Below are 22,311 nucleotides of genomic sequence, written 5' to 3'. Positions count from 1 at the left end.
TGCGCGATCAGCTATTCCGCGGGTCATTTTCGCTCCGGTTTCGGCCCTACGCGCGCCTCCACGCCGGTGACGGCTTCATAGGCCTTGATGACGGCAGTGCAGGACTCGCCGTCATGCCCGAGCAGCGCCGCCTGCCTGTAGGTCTGGTGCACCGCTTCCGCCATGAAGCCCGGCAAGCCTGCATCCTCCAGCCAGCGCGCGTAATAGCGGACGTCCTTGCGGGCGTTCGCCAGCGACATCAGCGGCGTGAAGTCGCCGTCGAGGGTGGCCTGGCCGTAGAGATCGAGCATGCCGCTCTTGCCGCCGGCGGCGGAAATGATGCTGATCAACTGCGAGAGATCGAGCCCGTCTTTTGCGGCCAGCGCAAACCCCTCGCACCACGCCGCGACATTGGCGAAGGCGATATAGTTGTGAATGAGTTTTAGGCGGATGGCGTGCCCGAGCGGGCCGATGTGGAAAATGTTTTCGGCATAGAGCTCGAAATAGGGCCTGAGGTCGTCGAGCAGGTCGCGTTCGCCGCCGAACAGCACGTTGACCTTGCCGATATCGGCGTGTTTCGGGGTTCGCGTCATCGGCGCTTCGGCGTAGCGCCCGCCGGTCTCCCGCACCATCCGGTCGAGCTTCGCGACCATCTGCGGGCTGGTGTGGTCCACGATGATGAACCCCGACGCCGGGCCGGCAAGCAGTCCGTCGGGAGCGACCATCAGCGCTTCAACGTCCTCGGCCTCATTGACGCAAATCATGATGATGCGGCAATTGTCGCGGATTTCCTGAATATTACTGGCAGCGGTCGCGCCAAACGATTTGGCGGCCGCCACGGCAGCCGGATTGAGGTCGTAGGCGGTGACCGCCACGCCCTTGGCGACGAGGTTCTTCACCAACCCTCGTCCCATTCCACCGAGGCCGATAAAGCCAACGCGTTCGAATGTCGTCATTTCCGGCCTTCCGATCTGGGCTAGCGGTCTCTTGGGCTTTCTGGCATTCGCTTTGGCAATTCTGCTGCGCCGCGTTCTATTTCCGCCCGGCTACCACGCTCGCAGGCTGTCTGACAACCTTGATCCAATTTGCGCGGCACGCCTTGTTTCGATATGGCTGTTAATAGGCGTAGATCGCAACGGCGGGTTGAGGGCGGCGCCGCCATCAGGACAGGACCAGTCAGGTGAAGTTCAAATCCCTCGAGCGCACCCCTTCATTGCCACAGGAGATTGTTGCCAGCCTGACCGGTGCCCTGCACGCCGGCGAACTTCGGCCCGGTGATCGCCTGCCGTCCGAGCAAGCGCTGGCGACCGAGTTCGGCGTGGCGCGGACGGTCGTGCGAGAAGCGATCTCGCAGCTCAAATACGACGGCATCGTCCAGAGCCGCGTCGGCGTCGGCGCCTTCATCTCCCAGCCGCAGGAACGAACGGCGTTTCGGATCAGCCCGGAATGCTTCAAAAAACGCAAGGAGCTGTTGAAGCTGCTACGTTTGCGAAACGGTGTCGTCAGCGAGGCCGCGGCGGATGCGGCGCAGGCGCGCTCCAACCGCGACATCGCCCGCATGGAGGCCATTCTCAAGGAGATGCGGGACGCGATCGGCGACAGTGATCACGGCGCCGAGCGTCACTTCGAAGCCGAGCGTCAACTGATCCACGCCATCGCCAAGGTCGCGGACAACGAACACGCCCTCAATTTCATCGTGATGATCGACAGCCAGATCGCCGAAAAACTTCGATCGGTCGCTGTCAAAAATACCAAGGCGACGGAGCTTGCCGCGGTCGCGATCGAGGAGCAGGCGCGGCTGGTCGAGGCCATCAAGCGCGGAGATCCCGTCGCGGCGCGCGAAAAAGCCCGCAAGCACTATGACAACGCCGCGCAGAGGCTGGCCGACCGCGCCGACTTCGCCGACGTCTAGCTGGTTTTGCCTAATACCGCCCCGCCCTTCCCATAGATCGCGTCCGCACGCTTCTCGAACGCCGCGGCAAAGCGCTGGAACGCGGCGTCGAACATCGTCCCCATCAGCATCGCCAGCATCCGGCTCCTGAATTCATAGGACAGGAAGAATCCGACGTCGCAGTCGGTTTCGGACCGAGGCTCGAAGGTCCAGCGGTTTTCGAGATTGCTGAACGGGCCCTTCAGATATTCGACCAGGATCTTCAGGTTCGGCCGGTCCAGCGTCACCCGGCTGGTGAAGGATTCCCGCACCAGCTTGAACGACACGGTCATGTCGGCGACGATGACTTCGGTACCATCAGGCTTCGGCGTGCGCTGGCGTATCCGCAGCGACTGGCACAGCGGCACGAATTCCGGATAGCGCTCGACGTCGGCGACCAGATCGAACATCTGCGAGGCGGTGTGATGAACCCGGCGCTTGCTGGAAAAGCGCGGCATCAGTGGATACTCGCCCGGTTCTGCTCCAGTGCGATAGCGTTGAGATAGTCGTTCGCCTGCGTCCGGTCGGTGAAGCGGACAAACGATTGATCGGCGCGCAATTCCTGAAAATAGGTCAACAGCTTCGGCCGCTGTTGCCGGCGATAGGTCCAGACATAACGAAAAAATTCCAGGTCGAATCTCTCCGGACAGCCCTCGGCCATTTCCGGACGGACCTGGCCATAGCTGCTGGCGATCCGCCTCATGATGCCGAGCATGCAGCTCCGGCGCGGCAGGTCGAACCAGATCACGGTGTCGCTGGAATGGCGGCGCAATTCGCCCGCGCCGTGGTTGGTGAAGTTACCGTCCATGACCCATCGCGGCTGGCGCGCGACTTCTGCCACGCGCTGTCCGAACTCGGCATTGTCGGAAGCGACCCAGCCGGGCTTCCAGTACAGCGCATCCAGCGAAACAAAGGGAAGGCCCGCAATTTCCGACAGCCGTCGAGCGAATGTCGACTTGCCGGACCCCGACGATCCCATGACAAGAACCCGTTGCATTGGTTCGATCCGAGGCTAGCGGGCCCGAGCCAGGCGCGCCGCCTGCAGCCTGGCAAAATCCTCGCCCGCGTGGTGTGACGAGCGCGTCAGCGGGCTCGCCGACACCATCAGAAATCCTTTGGTGTAGGCGACCTTCTCATACCCTCCGAATTCATCCGGGGTCACGTAGCGCATGACGGCGTGATGCTTGCGGGTCGGCTGCAGATATTGCCCGATGGTCAGGAAATCGACCTCGGCCGAACGCAGATCGTCCATCACCTGCAACACCTCGTGGCGCTCCTCGCCGAGGCCGACCATGATGCCTGATTTGGTGAAGATCGTCGGATCAATTTCCTTGACCCGCTGCAACAGTCGGATCGAATGGAAGTAGCGCGCGCCGGGACGCACCGTGAGATAGCGCGACGGCACGGTTTCGAGATTGTGGTTGAACACGTCGGGTTTTGCCGCCGCGACCACTTCGAGCGCGCCTTCCTTGCGCAGGAAGTCGGGCGTCAGGATTTCGATGGTGGTAGTCGGGCAACGCGCGCGGATGGCGCGGATCGTCTGGGCAAAATGCTCGGCGCCGCCGTCGGCGAGATCGTCGCGATCGACCGAGGTCACCACGACATGAGCGAGCCCGAGCTTGAAGGTCGCCTCCGCCACATGTTCCGGCTCGGCGGTGTCGAGCGCGCCAGGCATGCCGGTCTTGACGTTGCAGAACGCGCAGGCCCGGGTGCAGGTGTCCCCCATGATCATGAAGGTGGCGTGCTTCTTGTCCCAGCACTCGCCGATGTTCGGGCAGCCCGCCTCCTCGCACACCGTGACGAGGCCGTTCTCCTTGACGATCTTTCGCGTGTCCGCATAGCCACGGGTGTTCGGCGCGCGCACCCTGATCCAGTCGGGCTTCGGAGGCGACAGCGCATCCGGCCGGTTCACCTTTTCGGGGTGACGCGGCCGCACCTGGTTTACGGAGACGGTATCGACGAGGACGACCATTTTAAGTCCGGATATTGCGAGAAACACTTAGCTAATCCGTGTCGCTGGTGGCCGCAACCCGGATGACCGCAATCCGATTGCGGAACGCCGCAATCGGATTGCGGAAGACTCGCTGAGGCTAGCAGAAACGTGCAAGATATTGGCAGTTTTCACTCCGTTCCGCCGTGATTCCCACCTGAAAATGGCTCAAAATCCTGATAGGGCCTATGCCGCCGCCCCCCGCCTCGGCAAGCCGCTGAAACGCTCGTTTTTTAACCGCAGCGTCCACGAGGTCGCGCCCGGCCTGATCGGAACGACGCTGCTGGTCGACGGCGTCGGCGGCATCATCACCGAGGTCGAGGCGTATCATCACACCGAGCCGGCCGCGCATTCCTTCAACGGGCCGACGCCGCGCAACCTCGTGATGTTCGGCCCGCCGGGTTTTGCCTATGTCTACCGCTCCTACGGCATCCATTGGTGCGTGAATTTCGTCTGCGAAAAGGCAGGCTCGGCCAGCGCCGTGCTGATCCGCGCGCTGCAGCCGACCCACGGTCTGCCGGCGATGCGCCGCCGCCGCGGCCTGCAGGAGGAACGCGCGCTGTGTTCCGGGCCCGGCAAGCTCTGCGAGGCGCTCGGCATCACCATCAAGCACAGCGAGCTGCCGCTCGATCAGCCGCCATTCGCCCTGCACGCGCGGCTCGCCAAACCCGAGATCGTCGCCGGCGTGCGGATCGGAATTACCAAAGCAGCCGATCTGCCGTGGCGCTACGGGTTGAAGGGATCCAGGTTTTGGAGCAAGCCGTTTTGACCAAAGGCCGCCCGTGCCCGTGAAGCCGTCATTGCGAGCGAAGCGAAGCAATCCATGCTTCAGCAAGCGGAGCCATGGATTGCTTCGTCGCCTTCACTCCTCGCAATGACAAAGACAGCGTACCTTTAGGCTAAAGCGACAGAATACTCTTCGCCCTCGCCGTCAGGGATCAATGAACGGAAAGCCGCGCCGGCCCTTAGGACGACGCGGCAGTTCACACCACAACAAGCTGCCCGCGTATGCGGGGACAAAGCAAGACCGGCTTCGTCCTTGTTGTTACTCCGCACCTAGTTGTAGCCGCTGGTGCCAGCCGACGTGCCGCCGAACTGAGAATCGCCAGTGCCACTCAACGTGGTCAGACCATCCGCATTTCCGTTCGGATTGCCGTTATTCGGATGCAGGACGACGACTGGAGCAGCATACCTGTGCATGGGATAGCTTCTGACCAACGGTTCATGATGCGCCGTATTTGCGAATGCATATGTGCTTGAGAGCATTGACGCGACAACCAACGCTAACATTGCGACTTTCATGGCTTTGTCCTTTCGAGCGGTTATGCAAAGACCGTTACACAACCAGCAGGTGGGTTTCGCTCCCCATCGTTTCCATTAAATTCGGGTTTAGTGACGCGCCCCTGCCCGGTCGCGATGTCAACTGGGAATTACGGTGCGGAAATACGGTGACAGCCCTGGTCGGAAGATGAATTAAGTGCGCTGCCACCGTGATGGCGCAGGAACTCACGACGCCAGCGCGATCCGGATCATCCGCGCGAGATCGGAGCTGAGTAGCGTTGCGCGGTCACTCTGAATGGGAGCCCGGCGCAATCGTCCTGCCAAGATAGACGGCGACCGGCCCGGTCAGCGCCATGCCGCGCAACTCGCTCGGCGATATCAGCCGTGCGCAGATGATCTCGCGGTTGTCGAGCTGTAGCTCGGGCAGCCGATCCAGTCGTAGTTCAAAGAAATGCACTTTATCTTTTCGCCCTTCCCAGAGGCCCTGGGCGTCGCCCACGGCGACCAGCGGGAATGCTCCGGCGAGGCCGATCTCTTCTGCCAGCTCGCGGCGAGCCGCTACTTCGGGCGTCTCACCCTGCCGGACAGTGCCGCCGGGGAAGTTCCACTCGATCCTATACGACGAGCGCACCAGCAGCAGCGCCTGACCGACGTAGACAGCCACAAGTGCCCCTTCATGCTGCTGGTGCCGCAGTCGCCACCAGATGCGGGCAAGCGGGAAACCGACGCGGTATGCTGTCCGCCAGGCAGCGTCGAGAAGCGTGGAACGTCGAGTTTGTCCAAGGTCTGACATGGACCAACCTCTACTACCTTTGCTGGTTAGAGGGACAGCTTTTCGCCGGTACTGGGTCTCGGGCTGTTGTCCCAGCTACATCTTGTGGTGACCTGAAGCCGAGCCCTCGACATTCGAACGATGCCCACCTCCATATTGGTGCGAGCCGACCAGGTGATCGAATAGCACCTGCTTGCTGCAGCGCGTGAGTCTGTATTTGGGGCACATTTGAGACATGCCGGCGCACGGTAACGATGTCTGTCTATAGGAGTAGAGCGGAAGTCGTCGGTACGCGGTCAGACCGACGCGAGTGACCCGGAGCCGACCCACCTCATCGGCTGATGCCGGTCTGGTGTTGGGGCTCGCCCTACGCCACTCGTTCGATCAAGGGAGCGCCTCCCTCCGCAAGAACTCACGACGCCAGCGCGATCCGGATCATCCGCGCGAGATCGGAGCTGAGGTAGGGCTTCGGCAGCAGGAGCACGCCGGCGTCGAGGCGGCCATGATGGACGATGGCATTCTCGGTATAGCCGGACGTATAAAGCACCTTGAGTTCCGGACGCCGTTTCAGCGCCTCGGTTGCGAGCTGACGGCCGTTTAGTCCGCCGGGCATGATCACGTCAGTGAACAGCAGATCGAAGCGTTCGGGACCATCGATGAGCGCCAGCGCCTCGGCGGCATTGCCGGCGGCCATGGTGTGGTACCCGAAACGGCTGATCTGCGTCACGACGTATTCGCGGACCAGCGCGTCGTCCTCGACAATCAGGATGGATTCGCCGCCATGTTCGCCCCCCGAGATGCCAGCCTCGGCGGCCAGCGCGTCCGGCACACCCGCTGCCGCCGGCAAATAAAGCTTCACGGTGGTGCCATGGCTCTCTTCGCTGTAGATCTTGATGTGTCCGTTCGACTGCTTGACGAAGCCGTAGACCATGCTGAGGCCCAGCCCCGATCCCTTTCCGACCTCCTTGGTGGTGAAGAACGGCTCAAACACCTTGTCGAGCAGACTGCCCGGGATTCCCTCCCCTGTGTCGCTCACCGCGATCATGACGTAGTTGCCCGGCTTAATCTCGCTGGTCATGCTGGGGTAGTTTTCGTCGAGCACGACATTCCTGGTTTCGAGCGTCAGCTTGCCGCCATCAGGCATGGCGTCGCGCGCATTCAGTGCGAGGTTGAGGATCGCCGTCGAGAGCTGACTGGGATCAATCAGGGCCGGCGCGGAATCGTGCGCCAGCATCGATTCGATTTCGACCTGCTCGCCGAGGGTCGGTCGCAGCAACCGCGCGGCATCGATGACCAGGGCGTTGACGTCCGTGTTGCGCGGCTGCAGCGGCTGTCGGCGGGCAAAGGCCAGCAGATGCCGCGTCAGGTCGGCGCCCCTCGCTGCGGCGGCGCTGATCATGTCGGTGATCTGGACGAGCTGCGGACGATCCCTGACCGCCTCGCCGAGGATTTCGATGGTTCCGGTGATCACGGTCAGAATGTTGTTGAAGTCGTGCGCAACGCCACCGGTGAGCTGGCCGACAGCTTCCATCTTCTGCGCTTGCCGGACCTGGGCCTCGTTGGCCTCTATCTCCTGAAAACGTTTGACCATGGCCTCGGCCTTGCGCCGGTTCCGGATTTCCTCCTCAAGCGCCGCATTGGCTTGCTGAAGTTGTACGCGCGTCGGCAGCACCAGGATCCGCGGCAGCAGCAGCAGCAATGCCGCCGTGATCGCAACCGATATCAGCGCCAGGAAGCCTTTGGTAAGGCTCTCGATGTCGTAGGCCGGCACCCACAAGGTGAGGATCGAAAGCAAGCGGGTCAGCCCGCAGACCGCGGCGAAGACGGCGAATGTCCAGAATACGCCGCGGAACATGACATCGCGGCGGCGGCGCCACACGAAGAACCCGAGGACGAATGCGGTAGTAAAAAAGGCGACGGCGACCATGGCGTCGGAAACGGCATTCAGCCAGATCAATTCCGGCTTCCACAGCAGGCACGCGCCACGCGCGGTCAGCGTCGACATGTTCAGAATATCCTGTTGGAGTTGAGACGTTGCTGGAAAGCCCGCTCGATAGACCTCAATTCCTGCCCACGCGCATCAGGGAAGACGAGCGACGAGGCGATGGAGACGCCCCCAAGAACGTCGATGAATTCACGCCGGCTCATGGCAGCTCCGTCCCGGGCTGGGGCCAATATTTTCGATAGTTGGAACGATAGCACGCGAGGTTTGGCGATGCGGGAGATAATCCGTGATGCGCCCGCCGCCGCGGTCGCCGGTGTACCGGAACGCTCGAACGTTTGAAGCAGGCGCCAGCTTTCGGTTACTATCAACCGGGTCCGGCACTGTCTCGATTTCCGTTCGAGCGCCCCATCAATATTGTGGCCGTCATTTGAAAGGACCACCCATGTCGCGTCTCGTCCGGTTCCCTCGGCATTTCGCCCTCGCCTGTATCGCCGCCTGCGCGCTCGCCTTGTCAGCCGTGCCGTCGCGGGCCGCGCCTGACGCTCGCATCCACGAACTGGCGCAGCAGGAAAAGACCCCGCTGCTCGACACGCTGCGCGATCTCGTGAACATCGAATCCGGCAGCAAGGATGCCGAGGGCCTGGCCCGGCTGGCGGCGTTGATCGGCGAACGCCTGAGCCGGCTGGGCGGCAAGGTCGAGATCATTGAGCCGACCGACGTCTACCGGATGGAAGACACGCCGGAGAAGCCAGGCGCCATGGTGCACGCCGAATTCAAGGGCACCGGCAACAGGAGGATCATGCTGATCGCCCACATGGACACCGTCTACCTGCCCGGCCTGCTGAAGGATCAACCCTTCCGCATCGACGGCGAGCGCGCCTATGGGCTCGCCATCGCCGACGACAAGCAGGGCGTGGCCCTCATCCTGCACGCGGTAGCGATACTGCAAACCCTGAAGTTCAGGGATTACGGCACGCTGACCGTGCTGATCAACGGCGACGAGGAGATCAGCTCACCGGGCTCTCGCAGCACCATCACCCGCATGGCGCGCGAACAGGACGCCGTGTTCTCCTACGAAGGCGGCGGCGAGGACGGCCGCCTGCGCCTGGCCACCAGCGGCATCGGCGCGGCATACCTGACGGTGGACGGCAAGGCCTCGCACGCCGGCTCGGCGCCGGACAGGGGCGTGAATGCGCTCTACGAGCTGTCCCACCAGTTGCTGCAATTGAGCGACCTGTCGCGGCGCGACCAGGGCCTGAGCCTGAACTGGACGGTCTCGCAGGCCGGCACCAACCGCAACGTGATCCCGGCACAGGCTATCGCGCAAGGCGACGCACGGGCGCTGAAGGTGTCCGATTTCACCGAGCTGGAAGCCACGCTGCAGCAACGCGTGAAGGCGCAACGGATTCCCGACGCCAAGGTGCAGCTCCGTTTCGAGATCCGCCGCCCGCCGCTGGAAGCCACGCCCGCCTCGCGCCGGCTTGCTGCTCACGGCACCGCCATCTACGAAGAACTCGGGCTGCCATTGAAGGTGCTCGACGTCGCCACCGGCGGCGGCACCGACGCCGCCTTCGCCGCGCTGAAAACCACCGCACCCGTCATCGAGGGTTTTGGCCTGAGCGGCTACGGCGCCCACTCCAACGACGCCGAATACGTCAAGCTGGAGTCCATCGTGCCGCGGCTTTATCTATCGGCGCGCATGATCATGGATGTGTCGCAGGACAAGGTGAAATAGGACCGGCGCAGCAGTGGGAACTGGCGGCCGCTGACGTCGGCTACAGGGGATTCCCGCAGCTGAGCCGTCAGATCTGTTGGTGACTCACTCGGACATTGTTGATTTTGGCGATCCAGTTAGAATGCGCCCCGCTGCAATCTGGGAGGGACGGATGTCGAAATCAGCAGCGGAAGTGGGAGCTCAGACCGAGGCGCAAGGATACGTGCTGGGCGCAGCCGAGGGCGAACATCTCGTTCACTACCGTAATCCCGGCAAGATCATCATCAAGGTTGATCCTGTCAAAGGCTCCAAGAATGTGGCCTGCGGCACCCAGCAGGTACCCATTGGTGCTGGCATTCCGATCCACAGACACTTTGAGGGGGACGAAGCTTTCTACATTTTAGACGGAAGCGGAACATTCATATTGAACGACGTACGTCATCCCTTCGAGAAGGGTGGAACGATATTCATTCCCAAGAACGCTTGGCACGGCTTCGCAAATCCCGATCGCGAATTGCTGCTGCTCTGGATTGTCGCGCCTCCGGGTCTGGACGGTTTTTTCCGGGAAACCTGCAATCCGCCAGGCGTGCCGCCAAAGCAGCTCACAAAAGACCAGGTCAATGAGATCGCTCGCAAATATGCGACGGAATATCGCTGATCATGCCAGCACGCCAAGCTTCCGGTGCCCATTTCTGCGGATTGGAGCCTCGCTGCTCTTCAGCGAGCTGCGCTACTCCGCCCGATGGCATAACGCCTCGACCTCACTTCGCGACTTTGCCTTGAAGCACCAGTGGCGGCTGGTGGCCTCGTCAGGCTTTGCGCCGTGGTAGATGGCAATGTAGACGCGGTCGGGATACACCGCATCGGCCCGTTCGCCGTAGCCGAGCTAGCGGTCCCTGCGGCCCACCTTGATCACGTCGAGCGCCTCTTGATTGCGTCTTAGAAGTGTTCGGCCGCAGTGAAATCTGAAACCGTGATGGAAGCGTGGTCCAGCATCGATCGGTCCCTCGACGATGACTCAGACTATCTCAGTCGTCATTGTCTGCGACAAACGCGAAGCGTTTGTGCAAGGGAGCGAAGCGACGAAGCAACCCATACTTTCAGCGCGGGACCATGGATTGCTTCGCTTCGCTCGCAATGACGCGGATAGCTCAACGCCCTGGTCAGGACGCCTTCTTCAGCCGCTCGAGCGCTTCCTGCAGTTTCGTCCTTCGCTCGACCGCAGCCTCGCGCTTTTCCTTTTCCTCTTCCACGATCTCTTCAGGCGCGTTCGCCACGAATTTCTCGTTGGAGAGCTTTGCGTCGACCCGCTTGATGTCGGCGTCGGCCTTGACGATTTCCTTGTCGAGCCGGGCCTTCTCTGCCGAAAGATCGATCACGCCTTTCAGCGGCAGCGCCACGACCTCGCCGCGCACGAGCAGTTGCACTGCGCCTTCCGGCGAACGATCGGCGAAGGAAATATCCGCCAGACGCGCCAGACGTTTCACCGTGTCGTTCCAGCGCTGGGCGCGCTCTTTTGTCTCCGTGGACGCACCCGACAGCACCAGCGGGATCAACGTCGCCGGCGCAATGTTCATTTCCGAGCGCAGCGAACGAATGGCGGTAACGAGATCGACCACCCAGCCGATTTCGGCCTCGGCGGCAGGGTCACTAAAATCGCCGGCGTCGAGCGCGGCCATCACCGGCGCGATCAGCGGATCGCCCGGCCCTGCCAGCGCCATCGCAGCGATCTGTTCTTCGGTGACCGCGCTCGCCTTGCGCGGCCATTCGGCCAGCACCAGCAGGCCGTCGCGCTTGGCCGTCACCGCCCAGAGCTCTTCGGTGATGAAGGGCATGAACGGATGCAGCAGCTTGAGGATCTCGTCGCGCGCCCAGGCCGTCATGGCGCGGGTCTCGGTCTTGGCGGCCCCCTCCTCGCCCATCAAAACGGGCTTTGCGAGTTCGACATACCAGTCGCAATAGACGTTCCAGACGAAGCGGTAGATCGCATTGGCCGCATCGTTGAAACGATAGCCCTCGATCGCCTCGGTCACCTCCCGCGTGGCGCGCGAAGTCTCATGTGCGATCCAGCGGTTCAAGGTTTGCTTCGCCGCCGTCGGATCGAAGTCCGCAGGCTGCGCGCAGCCGTTCATCTCGGCAAAACGGCAGGCATTCCATAGCTTGGTCGCGAAATTGCGATTGGTTTCGACGAGCTGCGACGAAAGCTTGATGTCGTGGCTGTGCGCCGCGCCGCGCGCCAGTGCGAAGCGCAGCGCGTCCGCGCCAAAGTCGTCGATGACGCCCAAGGGATCGATGACGTTGCCTTTCGACTTCGACATCTTGGCGCCCTTCTCGTCACGGACCAGGCGGTGGATGTAGACGGTCGAGAACGGCGCCTCCTTCATGAAGTGCAGGCCCATCATCATCATCCGGGCGACCCAGAAGAAGATGATGTCCCACCCCGTGACGAGGACGTTGGTCGGGTAATAGCGCTTCACTTCCGGGGTGTCGTCCGGCCAGCCGAGTGTCGAGAACGGCCACAGCCCGGAGGAGAACCAGGTGTCGAGCACGTCAGGATCGCGCGTGATGAAGCCCTCGCGCTTGGCAGGATCCTGCGCCATCTCGCGCCCCTGCTCTTCCGTGATGACTTCCTGCTCGACGTAGTAACCCAGCGCGTTGCCGACGGCTTCCTCCTCGGTCTCGGCGACGAACACCTTGTCGTCCGGGCCGTACCACGCGGGAATCTGATGGCCCCACCAGAGCTGGCGCGAGATGCACCAGGGCTGGATGTTTTCCATCCATTCGAAATAGGTCTTTTCCCAGTTCTTCGGCACGAAGGTGGTCGCACCCGAGCGCACCGCCGCGATCGCCGGCTGCGCCATGGTTTTTGCGTCGACATACCACTGGTCGGTCAGATAGGGCTCGATCACCGAGTTGGAACGGTCGCCGTGCGGCACCACGTGGGTGTTGGGTTCGATCCTCTCCAGGAAGCCGAAGTCTTCCAGCCGCGCCACGATCGTCTTGCGCGCGGCGAAACGCTCGACGCCGTGCAGTTCTTCCGCCAGCATCAGCGCGCCTTCGGGCAATCCGCGCAGGTAGTCCTCGTTCTCGTTGAGCGCCATGCAGCCCTCGCGATCGAACACGTTGATCTGCGGCAGGCCGTGTCGCTTGCCGACCTCGAAGTCGTTGAAGTCGTGCGCCGGCGTGATCTTGACCGCGCCCGATCCCTTTTCCGGGTCGGCATAATCGTCGCCGATGATCGGGATGCGGCGGCCGACCAGCGGCAGGATGACGTGCTGGCCGATCAGGTGCCCGATCCGCTCATTGTCAGGATGTATCGCAACGGCGGTATCGCCGAGCATCGTCTCGGGCCGCGTCGTGGCCACGACGACAAACGTCGAGGGATCGTCGGGGCTGAAGATCTTGCCTTCGATCGGGTAGCGCAGATACCACAGACTGCCCTTGACTTCGACCTGCAGCACTTCGAGATCAGAGATCGCGGTCACCAGCTTTGGGTCCCAGTTGACCAGCCGCTTGTCCTTGTAGATCAGCCCTTCGCGGTGCAGCTGGACGAACACCTTCACGACCGCGCGCGACAGGCCCTCGTCCATCGTAAAGCGCTCGCGCGACCAGTCGCAGGAGGCGCCCAGCCGCTTCAACTGGTTGACGATGGTGCCGCCGCTTTCGGCCTTCCATTGCCAGACGCGCTCGAGGAATTTGACGCGACCGAGGTCGCGCCGGTGCTCCTGCCGCTCCATCAATTGCCGTTCGACCACCATCTGGGTGGCGATGCCGGCATGGTCGGTGCCGGGCTGCCACAGCACGTCGCGGCCGCGCATGCGCTCGAAACGGCAGAGAATGTCCTGCAGCGTGTTGTTGAGCGCGTGGCCCATATGCAGCGAGCCCGTCACGTTCGGCGGCGGGATCACGATGGTGAACGGCGCGGCGTCTTTTCGCTCGGGGCGGCCGGCCATGAACGCGCCGCTCTCCTCCCAGATCCGGGACATGCGGCTCTCGATATCGGCGGGCTGGTAGTTTTTCTCGATCATGGCACTGCAATTGGAATGGTGGGGGCGCCCTTGAGCGAAACCGTCGCCGGCTCGCTCAAAGAATGTAAATCAAATCAACGTGGTAGCCCCGGTTTGGATGCGATCGCACCGGGCCCGGCCCTAGAAAGCCGCCACAGCGCCTCAAGTCAACCTGACAACTCACGTCCCGGGCAGCGGGGAGCCCGGGTCACGCCGGTTTGAAGGTACAAGGGGCTCCCGATCGACGCCTGCCGAGGCCTCGACGCAGTCTTGAGGCAGCCTCGACGCAGCCTTGGGCCTAGCGCCCGCCGCGCGACACCCGTTCGATTTCGGCCTTGACGATCCGCTCCACCAATCCCGGGAGATTGTCGTCGAGCCAGGATTTCAGCATCGGCCGCAGCATTTCCTTGACCAGATCTTCCAGCGTCCGCGCGTTGTTGCTCAGCACGGTATTGGCCAGCGAGTTGAAGGCGGACTCCACGGCGGAGACGGTCGAATGCGATAAAATGGGCCGCGCCGGCGCAGCGGTCTCGAACGGCGGCTCAAAGGCCGGCTGGCGACGTGCCGCCTTGGCTTCGGTGAATTCGATGTCGTCCTGCGGTTCGACCTTGCTGAAGGTTGCCGCAGCGTGGGCCGACGCCGGCTCCGGCAATGCCATCTCGTCGGTGAGTTCGAACACGTCGGGTTCAGGCTCGGGCTGCGCAGGCCTTATGTCGGCCTCGGGCGTCGCCGCATCGAGACTCGCCAACATCGCATCGATGTCGTCCTGATTGTTGCTGACGACCGGTTCGGGCGCAGGTGGCGGCGGGGCCGGGGCCGGCTTCTGTACGGCGGCCGGCTTCGGCGCCGGCGCAATCGCCGATGGCGGGATATCCTTCATCACGGCCGGCTTCGCGGCGGCCGCCGGGCTCGCGGCCTTCTCGGCAGCAGCAGGCTTTGCCTCGTCGTCGGCTATGATGCGACGGATCGACGCCAGAATCTCCTCCATCGAGGGCTCTTGGACCTTTGCAGGTTGCGTCATCTCCGACTCCACATCCAAACCATTTTACACCAAAGCCACGAAGGAATTGCTGGTTCCGGATATGCAGACCGGGATTTTCATCGCACAAGCCCGACTTGTCCCCAGATCAGGCCCGCCCGCGGCATCGCGCGCAAGTCCCTGCTCCCCTCAAAACGACCCGACGCGCGTCCGCGAAACGCAAAGACGCAGGCCACGAATCGCTCAGCTCGCCCCAGAAAAGGTACGTCATCGCCACAATTGATTGCAAGCAAAGCGCCCGGCGCTTCAGGCGCCGGGCGACGATTTCATCCCGCCTGTGCGGAAATTGACTCGGATATCAGCGTCCGTCGGGTGTGCGAACGCCAGCCCAGCTGTCTCGCACCTGCTGATAGTGCACGCTCGGGTCGTAGACTGTGGTCGGCAGGTTCATCACGGTCGGCGACAGCCGTCCGATCGTGCTCAGCACGGAGTAAGACGCCACCACGCGATCGTGCTGCGCGGTGACGAGAGCGACGCGCGCATTCACCAGCGCCTGCTGGGCATTCAGCACGTCGAGCGTGGTGCGCTGTCCGGCCTTGGCTTCCTCGCGTACGCCGTTCAGCGCGATTTCGGACGCCGACACCTGCGACTGGGCGGACTGCACCTGCGCCTTGCCGGCGACAAGCTGGCCCCATGCCGTGACCACATTGGCACGGGTCTGGTCGCGGGTCTGGTCGAGAACGAGGCGCTGCTGCGCCACCGTTTCCTTGGATTGGCGGATCAGCGAATATTCGGCGCCGCCCTGATAGATCGGCACCGTAAGCTGCGTGACCGCGGAAGCGCCGAACGACCTGTATTGAATCAGGCTCTGCTCATAGGTCTGCTGCACCGAGGCCTGCAGCGTGACCGTCGGCAACAGCGCGCCTTCGGCCACCTTGACCTGGAGATAGCTGACGTCGATGCCGAACATCGCCGCGGTGACGTTTGGATTTTGCGTCAGGCCGAGTTCGACGGCGGCCGGCAGCGTCGACGGCAGGAAGCGGTCGACCGGCGAGCCCGGCGCGAGCGCTTCCGGCTCGTTGCCGATGATGCGTCGGAAGTTCGAGCGCGTTGTCACCAGATTGGCTTCCGCCGTCAGGAGCTGCGTCCTGCCGGCAGCGAGCTGCGCTTCCGACTGCGCCACGTCGGTGCGGGTGACTTCGCCGACATTGAAGCGGTCGCGCGTCTGCTTCAGCGTCTGCTCGAGCACGCGAACGTTGCTCTTCTGCACCTCGACGATCGCCGAATCGCGCAGATAGTCCATGTAGATCGTGGCGGCACTGAGCAGGACGGTCTGTTCGAGTGCACGCAAAGCTTCGCGCGCGCCGGAAACCTGCCCTTCAGCCGCTCTGGTTCTGTTCGCGGTCTGCTGGCCGTTGAAGAGCGTCTGCGTGATGGTCGCGCCGACGCTGCGCGGCGGATTGGCGCCGTGAATATCGGTTCTCACGAGCCTGTTGGCGTCACCGCCCTGCGTGCTCAGCGTATCCGTATACTGGTAGCCTGCGCTCGCGGTGACCGCGACTTTCGGGCGGTAGCCCGACAGCGCCTGCGGCACGTTTTCGTCGGTGACACGCACCTGCGAACGCTGCGAATTGAGCTGCGGATTGTTCTGATAGGCGCGCACCAAAGCCGCCTCAATCGTGTCGGCCAAGACGGGCATCGGGCCCATGCATACTAATAGAAGGGCCGAAGCCGCAGCCCCGGCAAATGCCTTCACCCCACGCATCCCAAGCAATCCAATCATTTTGGTTCGCCCGGCCCACAACCATGATTGCACATGATTATTAACCGAACGTCGCTTCACTCGAAGTGAGTCCGGGCTCACCTTATTCCGCACGTAGGCTGGACGGAACCACCCCGCAAGCAAACGCCGTCGAAACTCTTCACGTGGGGCAAACGGGCCACACTTCTGATTTCGAAGAGGATTTAGCTGGCGACGAAGGGCGAATATTGGGCGGGGAAACGGCGAAACGCTAGAAAACGAAGGCCGGAACAAGTTCCATGCCCGGCAGCACCGGGGCAGCGGCATCGAACAGCGTCCGGTGACCGAAATCGCCGTGCGAAGCGGTCACGATGGTGGCCCGCGCCGGCCGTGATGTGGCAAAAACGCCTACCAATCGGCCGCCATCGCGCAGCTGCCCGTAGAGCCGCTCCGGTACGATTTCGGTGGCGCCGTTCAGCACGATGACATCGTAGGGCGCCTTCGCCGCATCGCCATCGGCCGGCGCTGCGGGGCGGACGGTGACATTTCCACAGCCATTGCTGGCCAGGCAAGCCTGTGCCTTCGCGGCAAGCGTCGAATCGCTCTCGGTTGCGGTCACCTCGGATGCGAATCGGGCGATCACGGCGGCGGCGTAGCCGGTGGCGCAGCCGACCACCAGAACGCGGTCGGTCTCCTTGATCTCAGCCGCCTGCAGCATCTTCGCCAGCACCGCCGGCTTGATCAGGAACCGCTTGGCTGCGTCGCTTTCGCTGACGTCGAGATCGAGGTCCAGATAGGCCAGAGCTTGCTTGTTTTCAGGAACGAAGGCCTCGCGCGGCACCGCCAGCATGGCATCGAGAATTCGGATATCGGTCACGTCGCTTGGACGCACCTGACCATCGACCATTTTCTGGCGCGCGGTCGCAAAACCGGACATTGCTTAAGACCCTGAGAGCATGCGGCGTTGCCGCCGAAAGAGCTGAAACCGCGTCATCTTTGGTACAAGCGCCGGCAAAACGCAACATGCGGGCGCCTCTTGCTGGGCCGCTCCCGATGGTGCGGAAAAGCCGCCTATTCGATCGCCACGGCGAGCCGGGCGATTAGCTGCACGACCTCGTCCAGATGCTCGGTGTCATGCGCTTCAATGGCTTGCGCTAGCCGAAGCAGGCATTCGTCGTCACTCATGGCGGGAATGTCGCTTGGGACGATCGAAGGTACCGCGCGGAGGTCGGTCGCAATGGCTGGCATCGAATCAGCTCCCATGAAACCCGGCAGACCAAGCCTTTTGGCCGATTAAGTCGATTTGGCGGCCCGGTCCATCACACTTGTGTATGACGGAATTGCACGGCTCTGGTTCCAGCCACCGTCAGCTCGAGGAGCGAAAACGACGACAAATCATTGTAGCGCAGAAGCTTTCCGGCCCCGCCTCCACCCAGCGCACAGCCGGTGATTTGGTCCTTTGCAAACTCGAAAGGCTTTGTTATACGCTGCCCCCTCGCGAACCTTTGTTCGCCTGTTCCTCGGTAGCTCAGCGGTAGAGCATTCGACTGTTAATCGAATGGTCGCTGGTTCGAATCCAGCCCGGGGAGCCAAACCATATCAATCACTTAGGCCCGCATACGACCGATCTTTTTTGGGGGCGGGTTTTTAGTGTGCACACCCAATGCACACAGGTCGGCGGACGCCGGTCATGACCATCCTTTCCATAGTGGCGACAGTAATCCTGCTGCTCATTGCCCTGGTCGCCGTAGCCGCCTCAATCTCGGCCAAGATCAACAAGCTCGGCAGCAGCATTGATGCAGCAGCATTGATTAGGCCGGGCCGAAGAACGTTTCGTTGTTTAAAGGTGATCGCAATCACCCGCAGACCTGCGACAGGATCTTTCGGGAGCTACGCACCGACCAGACTCTCGATGGACTGGCAATACCTCCCGGCCGCCCCGAAGCCATTCGCCGGCTTGTAGACCAGGGCTGAAGGCAGCTAAATGAAGATGGCAGTCTGAATATCGCCCAGGTGCCTTTCTTGAGGTGGGGCGGTTCATTTGCAGCGGCACTTGGATGCGAAACGGCTCTGGCGCGATTGCCAGAGCCGTCAACTAGATTCTTCCGTTCAGCTAACTGAGAACCAGCTCGCTCCTTGCCGCAATGCGAGCGCGGGCTTTCTGGATGGGATCTCGAGAATCGATAATCGGCGAAACCGCCGATCGCAGCAGGCGGTTTAATTCGCCACCAGGACCTTGATATTCGAGACGCGGAGCAAACGGCTTCATGGCGTCTTCGTTGCCGTCTCCGTAGAGCTGTTCGTATTGAACGAAATTCCCAAAGTGCTCGCGATCGTTGTCAACCAACAGTGTTTCAGCCGGCGTCCCTTCCGCGAAGACGACTTCGTGGGTTTCCAACTCGATATGGAAATAGTCGATGGCCTCACAATCATCCATTTCGGTCAGCGTGATTGTTTTTCCATTCACCAGCCATTCAACCGGAATGAGAAGGCCGTCCATGAAGAGGCTGTGGTGAGGAGAAAGGAATAAGTCACGACGAGGGTATTCATCGCTGAGGGCAAACTGCGCGACACGGATCGGAGCAACACTCCAGTGCCAGGATGGGCTGGCTTTCTCGAACCGTTGACGCCCAATCCATTTGACCGGCTGCGGCCCCCGCAGAGTATCGACGAGCGTACCAATCTTCAACTCTTCAACGGGAATTTCGCCGTTGGGAGTCTGAATGAGCGTTCCGCGAAGGAAACATTTTCCGTTACCACCACCACCGTTCGGTGCGTGTGGATCGTCATGCCAACCGCCCCACCCCAATGCATCGGCTTTCTTCGACATGGACGAAAGCATGGGCAGGCTAACAAGGCCGGTGGCCGCAACCTTTCCCGCTGTGCGGGCCGAGATTCCAAGGAATTGTCTACGCGATGATTTCGTCACATCTGCCTCATGGTTAAACAAAAAACTACACAACCTTAAGGTAGCCAACCAAACATAAAAGCGCCCACGCGCCAACTAGAAAAAGCCGAAAAGCTCCACACGCGGAACCACTTACGGCTTTTTCAAATGGTAAGATTAATATCGGGCACAAGTTGCGCGCCAGTTTCGCTGGGCATGATACCAGAACGATCAGAGGCCAAAGATCGCGTGATCGTCCCGTGCTCGAAGGCTCGACCCTTAATCCAGATCGCAGGGATCCGCACAGGCGCAAGTGAAAGCTCGAAGCTGGACAACGAATGCCTTCGGACGGTCATTTATGTACGTCGCGTTGACTCAACCGCGCGCGATGGTGGAGTGCTTCTTTCCCAACGGGGGGATTCGATCATGATGCTGCGTTATTTTTTCACAGTCATTGCGGGCCTAGGTATTGGCACATCCGCTCACGCTGTGCCCGTGCAAACGACCTACAGCTATGTTGGTGCGTACGACACGTACCAGCCCGGCGCTTCGTTCACCTATAACGGCAACCCATATCCGCTACCGAGCACTACGCGCCCATTTTTGGCCCACGCTTAACGTATCGATCACCATTGACGGCGACACCTCACACGCTTCCCGAGTTACGGCATAGGGCCTCTTTACAATCCGGTTGGATATCGCGGCGTGATCGAAGCTTCGTTTAGTTCCGGGCAAGTCACATTTTCCTCTGGACCTCCAACACCGGGACCCCAAAACCGAGCCGGCAGCTCGGCATAATTTATAGCGTAATAGTTAGGGCGCTTTTCGGCGACTACTGGATCCTCCGCCCGGTTGGCTGAACATTGGACGCGAAAGCAGTCGAGCACGACACTCTTTGAACGATACTGTCGAAACGTTTTGTAGCGGTATCGACCCATCCCGGATTTCTGCCTAGCCCAACATCAACGCGCCGTGCTTTGATGAATTGGCATGACGTTTCGGTTTAGGGCATTTTTTGTCAGGCGAGACCGTGGAGAGGCAATTGGCGGAAGCGCGCATAGACCACCGCGAGGATGCCGGTTTGGCTGGCAAGGTCGCAATCGTCAGCGGTGGGGGTGCTGCGGGCGACGGTATCGGCAATGGCCGGGCTGCGGCGATCTTGCTGGCGCGCGCAGGCACCAAGGTGATGGTGGCCGATCTCGATCCGGGGCTTGCCGCGCGCACCGTCGAAATGATCGAGGCCGAGGGGGGCGTTGCCTTGGCTATGGCCTGCGACGTCACCGTTGAGGCCGAATGCAAACGGCTGGTCGAGGCCGCCGTCGACCGCTGGGATCGGCTCGACTTCCTCGACAACAATGTCGGCATCGGCAGCCGCGGCAGCGTTGTCGACGAGAAGGTCGAGGAATATCGGCGGGTGATGCAGGTCAACGTCGAAACCATGTTCCTGCTTTCCAAACACGCCATTCCCGCCATGATCAAGACCGGCAAAGGCGGCGCGATTGTCAACATCTCGTCGATCTCGGCACTGCGGCCACGCGGCCTGACCACCTATACGACCTCAAAGGCCGCCGTGATCGGACTAACCCAGGCGATGGCGGTCGATCACGGCCGCGACAACATCCGGGTCAACTGCATCTGCCCGGGTCCGATGTACACGCCGATGGTCTACGCCCGCGGCAACGGCATGAGCGAGGCTGCGCGCGCCCAACGCGCCAACGCCTCGTTGCTGAAGACGGAAGGTACCGGCTGGGACGTCGGCCACGCCGTGAAATTTCTGCTCAGCGAACATGCCCGCTACATCACCGGCCAAGTGCTGGTGGTCGACGGCGGTGTCACGCTGCAAGGCCCGGAACGCGATTCCCGGGATCATTGATCACGGCTCGCTCAAAGAAACTCCTCGGGCGGAACGCCGAGCAGGATCTGCCCGACCGACTCGAAATGGGCGCCGCGTGCCTGGATCTGCTGCGAGAGCGTGTGCATGTCGCGGAAGCGACGCTCGAACTGGCTGCCCGGAAAAATCGCGTCGACGCCCGCTCCCTTGTAGGCGAAATCTGCCACCTCGGCCGCCGCGTGGATCGCGTTGGTGCAGGCAAGCCGCACGCGGGCCCGGTCGGCGACCTCGATCGGCACCGCACTGCCGGCATTCGCGTAGATCGTGGAGAGCGTTTCGATCAAATAGGCGCGGGCTGAACAGAGCCGGGCTTCGGCGCGTGCCACATCGGCCTGCACGACCGCATTGTCGGCGAGCCGGGCAAGGCCCCGCGGCGCCTTGCGGGACGCCAGCGCGATGAATTCGGACAGCATCGCGCGCGCGATGCCAAATCCCACGCCTGCAACGCCAACCGCGTAAAGGCCCTGCATGGTGAAGGCATAGAGCGGACCACGCTCGCGGCGCAGTGTCGGGTCCTCGCGCGTCGAGCTGAACGTCTCGAACACGAACAACTCGTTGACGCTATAGGAGTCCGACGCGGTGCCGCGCAGCCCTATCGTCCGCCAGGTGTCGAGCAGGGTCGCCTCGCCGGCCGGAAACAGCAGCGTGCGGACCGTGGGCCGGCCGAAGCGGTTGAGCCGCAACGCGCCGTCCGCTTCGAGCACATGGCAGTGCGCGCCCATCCATCGGGCCTGCCGACAGCCGCTGGCAAAATCCCACTTGCCGGTTAGAAGATAGCCTCGGTCGACCGCTCGCGCGCGCGAAGCGTTTGGCGGTCCCCAGGCCACGAAGCTGCGTGGATCAGCGAACACGGCGTGATTGGCCGCAGGCTCGAGATAGGCGGCAATCAGGCAGGAACTGTTGGCGACGAATACATTCCAAGCAATCGAGGCGTCGTGCCGGGCGAGTTCTTCGATCGCCGCCACGTAGATCGTAGGCTCCGTCTCGTCGCCGCCCGCCGCGCGCGGAAGCAGCATGCGGAACAACCGCGAGGCATGCAGTCGCTCCAGCAACGCCTCGGGGATGCGCCGCGTCCGCTCGATCTCGTCGGCCGCGGCGACGATCTCCGCCCCGAGCTCGCGGGCGCGGGCAACCGGGTTCGGACTGGTCTGGATGTCCATGCGTCACCTCGGATTGGCAGGGCATCGCGGTCGCC

21 protein-coding genes and 1 tRNA gene are annotated in these 22,311 nt (G+C 62.2%); 7 read left to right on the top strand and 15 right to left on the bottom strand.

Features of this window, described 5'->3' with window-relative positions; all coding sequences use genetic code 11:
- Positions 1-23: 23 nt before the first annotated feature.
- Positions 24-935, bottom strand: a complete 912-nt coding sequence (locus ACPPVP_RS23030) for an NAD(P)-dependent oxidoreductase (RefSeq protein WP_426524718.1) — start codon at positions 933-935, stop codon at positions 24-26.
- A gap of 224 nt (positions 936-1,159) precedes the next feature.
- Between ACPPVP_RS23030 and ACPPVP_RS23025 the strand changes: the two genes are divergently transcribed.
- Positions 1,160-1,891 (top strand): FadR/GntR family transcriptional regulator, encoded by a 732-nt coding sequence (locus ACPPVP_RS23025; protein ID WP_426524716.1) that lies wholly within the window; start codon positions 1,160-1,162, stop codon positions 1,889-1,891.
- Here ACPPVP_RS23025 and ACPPVP_RS23020 read toward each other — a convergent pair.
- Genes ACPPVP_RS23020 through lipA form a run of 3 tightly spaced genes read right to left on the bottom strand, consistent with a single transcriptional unit; the run spans position 1,888 to position 3,881 of the window.
- Entirely contained in the window at positions 1,888-2,367 is a 480-nt protein-coding gene (locus tag ACPPVP_RS23020; protein ID WP_426524714.1) for a type II toxin-antitoxin system RatA family toxin, read from the bottom strand. The genes ACPPVP_RS23025 and ACPPVP_RS23020 overlap by 4 nt on opposite strands.
- On the bottom strand, positions 2,367-2,906 hold the full coding sequence (locus ACPPVP_RS23015; protein ID WP_426524712.1) for a DNA topology modulation protein: 540 nt from the start codon (positions 2,904-2,906) through the stop codon (positions 2,367-2,369). Before ACPPVP_RS23015 ends, ACPPVP_RS23020 begins: the two co-directional genes overlap by 1 nt.
- A gap of 15 nt (positions 2,907-2,921) precedes the next feature.
- Positions 2,922-3,881 (bottom strand): lipoyl synthase, encoded by a 960-nt coding sequence (gene lipA / locus ACPPVP_RS23010; RefSeq protein ID WP_426524710.1) that lies wholly within the window; start codon positions 3,879-3,881, stop codon positions 2,922-2,924.
- Between the two features lie 181 nt (positions 3,882-4,062).
- Between lipA and ACPPVP_RS23005 the strand changes: the two genes are divergently transcribed.
- On the top strand, positions 4,063-4,668 hold the full coding sequence (locus tag ACPPVP_RS23005) for a DNA-3-methyladenine glycosylase (protein WP_426524708.1): 606 nt from the start codon (positions 4,063-4,065) through the stop codon (positions 4,666-4,668).
- 287 nt (positions 4,669-4,955) lie between these two features.
- Here the strand turns inward: ACPPVP_RS23005 and ACPPVP_RS23000 are convergent, their stop codons facing one another.
- From ACPPVP_RS23000 to ACPPVP_RS22985, 4 genes are all read right to left on the bottom strand, one after another.
- Entirely contained in the window at positions 4,956-5,201 is a 246-nt protein-coding gene (locus ACPPVP_RS23000) for a hypothetical protein (protein WP_426524706.1), read from the bottom strand.
- A 265-nt stretch (positions 5,202-5,466) separates the two neighbouring features.
- The gene (locus ACPPVP_RS22995; protein WP_426524704.1) at positions 5,467-5,973 is read right to left on the bottom strand and encodes an NUDIX domain-containing protein; all 507 of its coding nucleotides are present in this window, start codon (positions 5,971-5,973) and stop codon (positions 5,467-5,469) included.
- A 391-nt stretch (positions 5,974-6,364) separates the two neighbouring features.
- A complete protein-coding gene (locus ACPPVP_RS22990; RefSeq protein ID WP_426524702.1) occupies positions 6,365-7,957 on the bottom strand; it encodes an ATP-binding protein in 1,593 nt (530 codons plus the stop codon).
- 2 nt (positions 7,958-7,959) lie between these two features.
- Entirely contained in the window at positions 7,960-8,100 is a 141-nt protein-coding gene (locus ACPPVP_RS22985; protein WP_426524700.1) for a hypothetical protein, read from the bottom strand.
- 239 nt (positions 8,101-8,339) lie between these two features.
- On the opposite strand from ACPPVP_RS22985, the gene ACPPVP_RS22980 reads away from it, so the two are divergent.
- Together ACPPVP_RS22980 and ACPPVP_RS22975 are read left to right on the top strand one after the other, a co-directional pair.
- The gene (locus tag ACPPVP_RS22980) at positions 8,340-9,632 is read left to right on the top strand and encodes a M20/M25/M40 family metallo-hydrolase (protein WP_426524698.1); all 1,293 of its coding nucleotides are present in this window, start codon (positions 8,340-8,342) and stop codon (positions 9,630-9,632) included.
- Between the two features lie 151 nt (positions 9,633-9,783).
- Positions 9,784-10,269 (top strand): cupin domain-containing protein, encoded by a 486-nt coding sequence (locus ACPPVP_RS22975; RefSeq protein WP_426524696.1) that lies wholly within the window; start codon positions 9,784-9,786, stop codon positions 10,267-10,269.
- A 505-nt stretch (positions 10,270-10,774) separates the two neighbouring features.
- On the opposite strand, the gene ACPPVP_RS22970 is transcribed toward ACPPVP_RS22975, so the two are convergent.
- The 5 genes from ACPPVP_RS22970 to ACPPVP_RS22950 all read right to left on the bottom strand — a co-directional run bounded on the left by ACPPVP_RS22970 (position 10,775) and on the right by ACPPVP_RS22950 (position 17,586).
- Positions 10,775-13,639 carry a valine--tRNA ligase gene (locus tag ACPPVP_RS22970; RefSeq protein WP_426524694.1) on the bottom strand — a complete coding sequence of 955 codons (2,865 nt, stop codon included), beginning with the start codon at positions 13,637-13,639 and terminating at the stop codon, positions 10,775-10,777.
- 277 nt (positions 13,640-13,916) lie between these two features.
- Positions 13,917-14,639 (bottom strand): PopZ family protein, encoded by a 723-nt coding sequence (locus ACPPVP_RS22965; RefSeq protein WP_426524692.1) that lies wholly within the window; start codon positions 14,637-14,639, stop codon positions 13,917-13,919.
- 316 nt (positions 14,640-14,955) lie between these two features.
- Positions 14,956-16,362: a TolC family outer membrane protein gene (locus ACPPVP_RS22960; RefSeq protein ID WP_426524690.1), complete on the bottom strand. Its 1,407-nt coding sequence runs from the start codon at positions 16,360-16,362 to the stop codon at positions 14,956-14,958.
- A 247-nt stretch (positions 16,363-16,609) separates the two neighbouring features.
- Positions 16,610-17,275: a protein-L-isoaspartate O-methyltransferase family protein gene (locus tag ACPPVP_RS22955; RefSeq protein WP_426524688.1), complete on the bottom strand. Its 666-nt coding sequence runs from the start codon at positions 17,273-17,275 to the stop codon at positions 16,610-16,612.
- A 134-nt stretch (positions 17,276-17,409) separates the two neighbouring features.
- Positions 17,410-17,586 carry a hypothetical protein gene (locus ACPPVP_RS22950; RefSeq protein WP_426524686.1) on the bottom strand — a complete coding sequence of 59 codons (177 nt, stop codon included), beginning with the start codon at positions 17,584-17,586 and terminating at the stop codon, positions 17,410-17,412.
- 269 nt (positions 17,587-17,855) lie between these two features.
- Here ACPPVP_RS22950 and ACPPVP_RS22945 point away from each other — a divergent pair.
- Positions 17,856-17,930 (top strand) — tRNA-Asn (locus tag ACPPVP_RS22945).
- A 98-nt stretch (positions 17,931-18,028) separates the two neighbouring features.
- A complete protein-coding gene (locus ACPPVP_RS22940) occupies positions 18,029-18,301 on the top strand; it encodes a hypothetical protein (RefSeq protein ID WP_426524684.1) in 273 nt (90 codons plus the stop codon).
- A 150-nt stretch (positions 18,302-18,451) separates the two neighbouring features.
- Here the strand turns inward: ACPPVP_RS22940 and ACPPVP_RS22935 are convergent, their stop codons facing one another.
- Positions 18,452-19,267: a Hint domain-containing protein gene (locus ACPPVP_RS22935; protein ID WP_426524682.1), complete on the bottom strand. Its 816-nt coding sequence runs from the start codon at positions 19,265-19,267 to the stop codon at positions 18,452-18,454.
- Between the two features lie 1,000 nt (positions 19,268-20,267).
- On the opposite strand from ACPPVP_RS22935, the gene ACPPVP_RS22930 reads away from it, so the two are divergent.
- Positions 20,268-21,098 carry an SDR family NAD(P)-dependent oxidoreductase gene (locus ACPPVP_RS22930; protein ID WP_426524680.1) on the top strand — a complete coding sequence of 277 codons (831 nt, stop codon included), beginning with the start codon at positions 20,268-20,270 and terminating at the stop codon, positions 21,096-21,098.
- An 11-nt stretch (positions 21,099-21,109) separates the two neighbouring features.
- Here the strand turns inward: ACPPVP_RS22930 and ACPPVP_RS22925 are convergent, their stop codons facing one another.
- Positions 21,110-22,276 (bottom strand): acyl-CoA dehydrogenase family protein, encoded by a 1,167-nt coding sequence (locus ACPPVP_RS22925; protein WP_426524678.1) that lies wholly within the window; start codon positions 22,274-22,276, stop codon positions 21,110-21,112.
- Positions 22,277-22,311: the final 35 nt, after the last annotated feature.

This window comes from Bradyrhizobium sp. McL0615 (assembly GCF_049993905.1).
Classification (GTDB): Bacteria; Pseudomonadota; Alphaproteobacteria; order Rhizobiales; family Xanthobacteraceae; genus Bradyrhizobium.
This window is presented reverse-complemented; position numbering and strand designations above follow the sequence as displayed.

Bases quoted from the DNA above. Each gene is read 5' to 3' on its own strand.
- ACPPVP_RS22940 (WP_426524684.1), top strand. From the start codon at position 18,029: ATGACCATCCTTTCCATAGTGGCGACAGTAATCCTGCTGCTCATTGCC.
- ACPPVP_RS22970 (WP_426524694.1), bottom strand. From the start codon at position 13,639: ATGATCGAGAAAAACTACCAGCCCGCCGATATCGAGAGCCGCATGTCC.
- ACPPVP_RS22985 (WP_426524700.1), bottom strand. From the start codon at position 8,100: ATGAGCCGGCGTGAATTCATCGACGTTCTTGGGGGCGTCTCCATCGCC.
- ACPPVP_RS22990 (WP_426524702.1), bottom strand. From the start codon at position 7,957: ATGTCGACGCTGACCGCGCGTGGCGCGTGCCTGCTGTGGAAGCCGGAA.
- lipA (WP_426524710.1), bottom strand. From the start codon at position 3,881: ATGGTCGTCCTCGTCGATACCGTCTCCGTAAACCAGGTGCGGCCGCGT.
- ACPPVP_RS22960 (WP_426524690.1), bottom strand. From the start codon at position 16,362: ATGCGTGGGGTGAAGGCATTTGCCGGGGCTGCGGCTTCGGCCCTTCTA.
- ACPPVP_RS22955 (WP_426524688.1), bottom strand. From the start codon at position 17,275: ATGTCCGGTTTTGCGACCGCGCGCCAGAAAATGGTCGATGGTCAGGTG.
- ACPPVP_RS22950 (WP_426524686.1), bottom strand. From the start codon at position 17,586: ATGCCAGCCATTGCGACCGACCTCCGCGCGGTACCTTCGATCGTCCCA.
- ACPPVP_RS23005 (WP_426524708.1), top strand. From the start codon at position 4,063: ATGGCTCAAAATCCTGATAGGGCCTATGCCGCCGCCCCCCGCCTCGGC.
- ACPPVP_RS22975 (WP_426524696.1), top strand. From the start codon at position 9,784: ATGTCGAAATCAGCAGCGGAAGTGGGAGCTCAGACCGAGGCGCAAGGA.
- ACPPVP_RS23020 (WP_426524714.1), bottom strand. From the start codon at position 2,367: ATGCCGCGCTTTTCCAGCAAGCGCCGGGTTCATCACACCGCCTCGCAG.
- ACPPVP_RS22925 (WP_426524678.1), bottom strand. From the start codon at position 22,276: ATGGACATCCAGACCAGTCCGAACCCGGTTGCCCGCGCCCGCGAGCTC.
- ACPPVP_RS22980 (WP_426524698.1), top strand. From the start codon at position 8,340: ATGTCGCGTCTCGTCCGGTTCCCTCGGCATTTCGCCCTCGCCTGTATC.
- ACPPVP_RS23015 (WP_426524712.1), bottom strand. From the start codon at position 2,906: ATGCAACGGGTTCTTGTCATGGGATCGTCGGGGTCCGGCAAGTCGACA.
- ACPPVP_RS23030 (WP_426524718.1), bottom strand. From the start codon at position 935: ATGACGACATTCGAACGCGTTGGCTTTATCGGCCTCGGTGGAATGGGA.
- ACPPVP_RS22995 (WP_426524704.1), bottom strand. From the start codon at position 5,973: ATGTCAGACCTTGGACAAACTCGACGTTCCACGCTTCTCGACGCTGCC.
- ACPPVP_RS23000 (WP_426524706.1), bottom strand. From the start codon at position 5,201: ATGAAAGTCGCAATGTTAGCGTTGGTTGTCGCGTCAATGCTCTCAAGC.
- ACPPVP_RS22965 (WP_426524692.1), bottom strand. From the start codon at position 14,639: ATGACGCAACCTGCAAAGGTCCAAGAGCCCTCGATGGAGGAGATTCTG.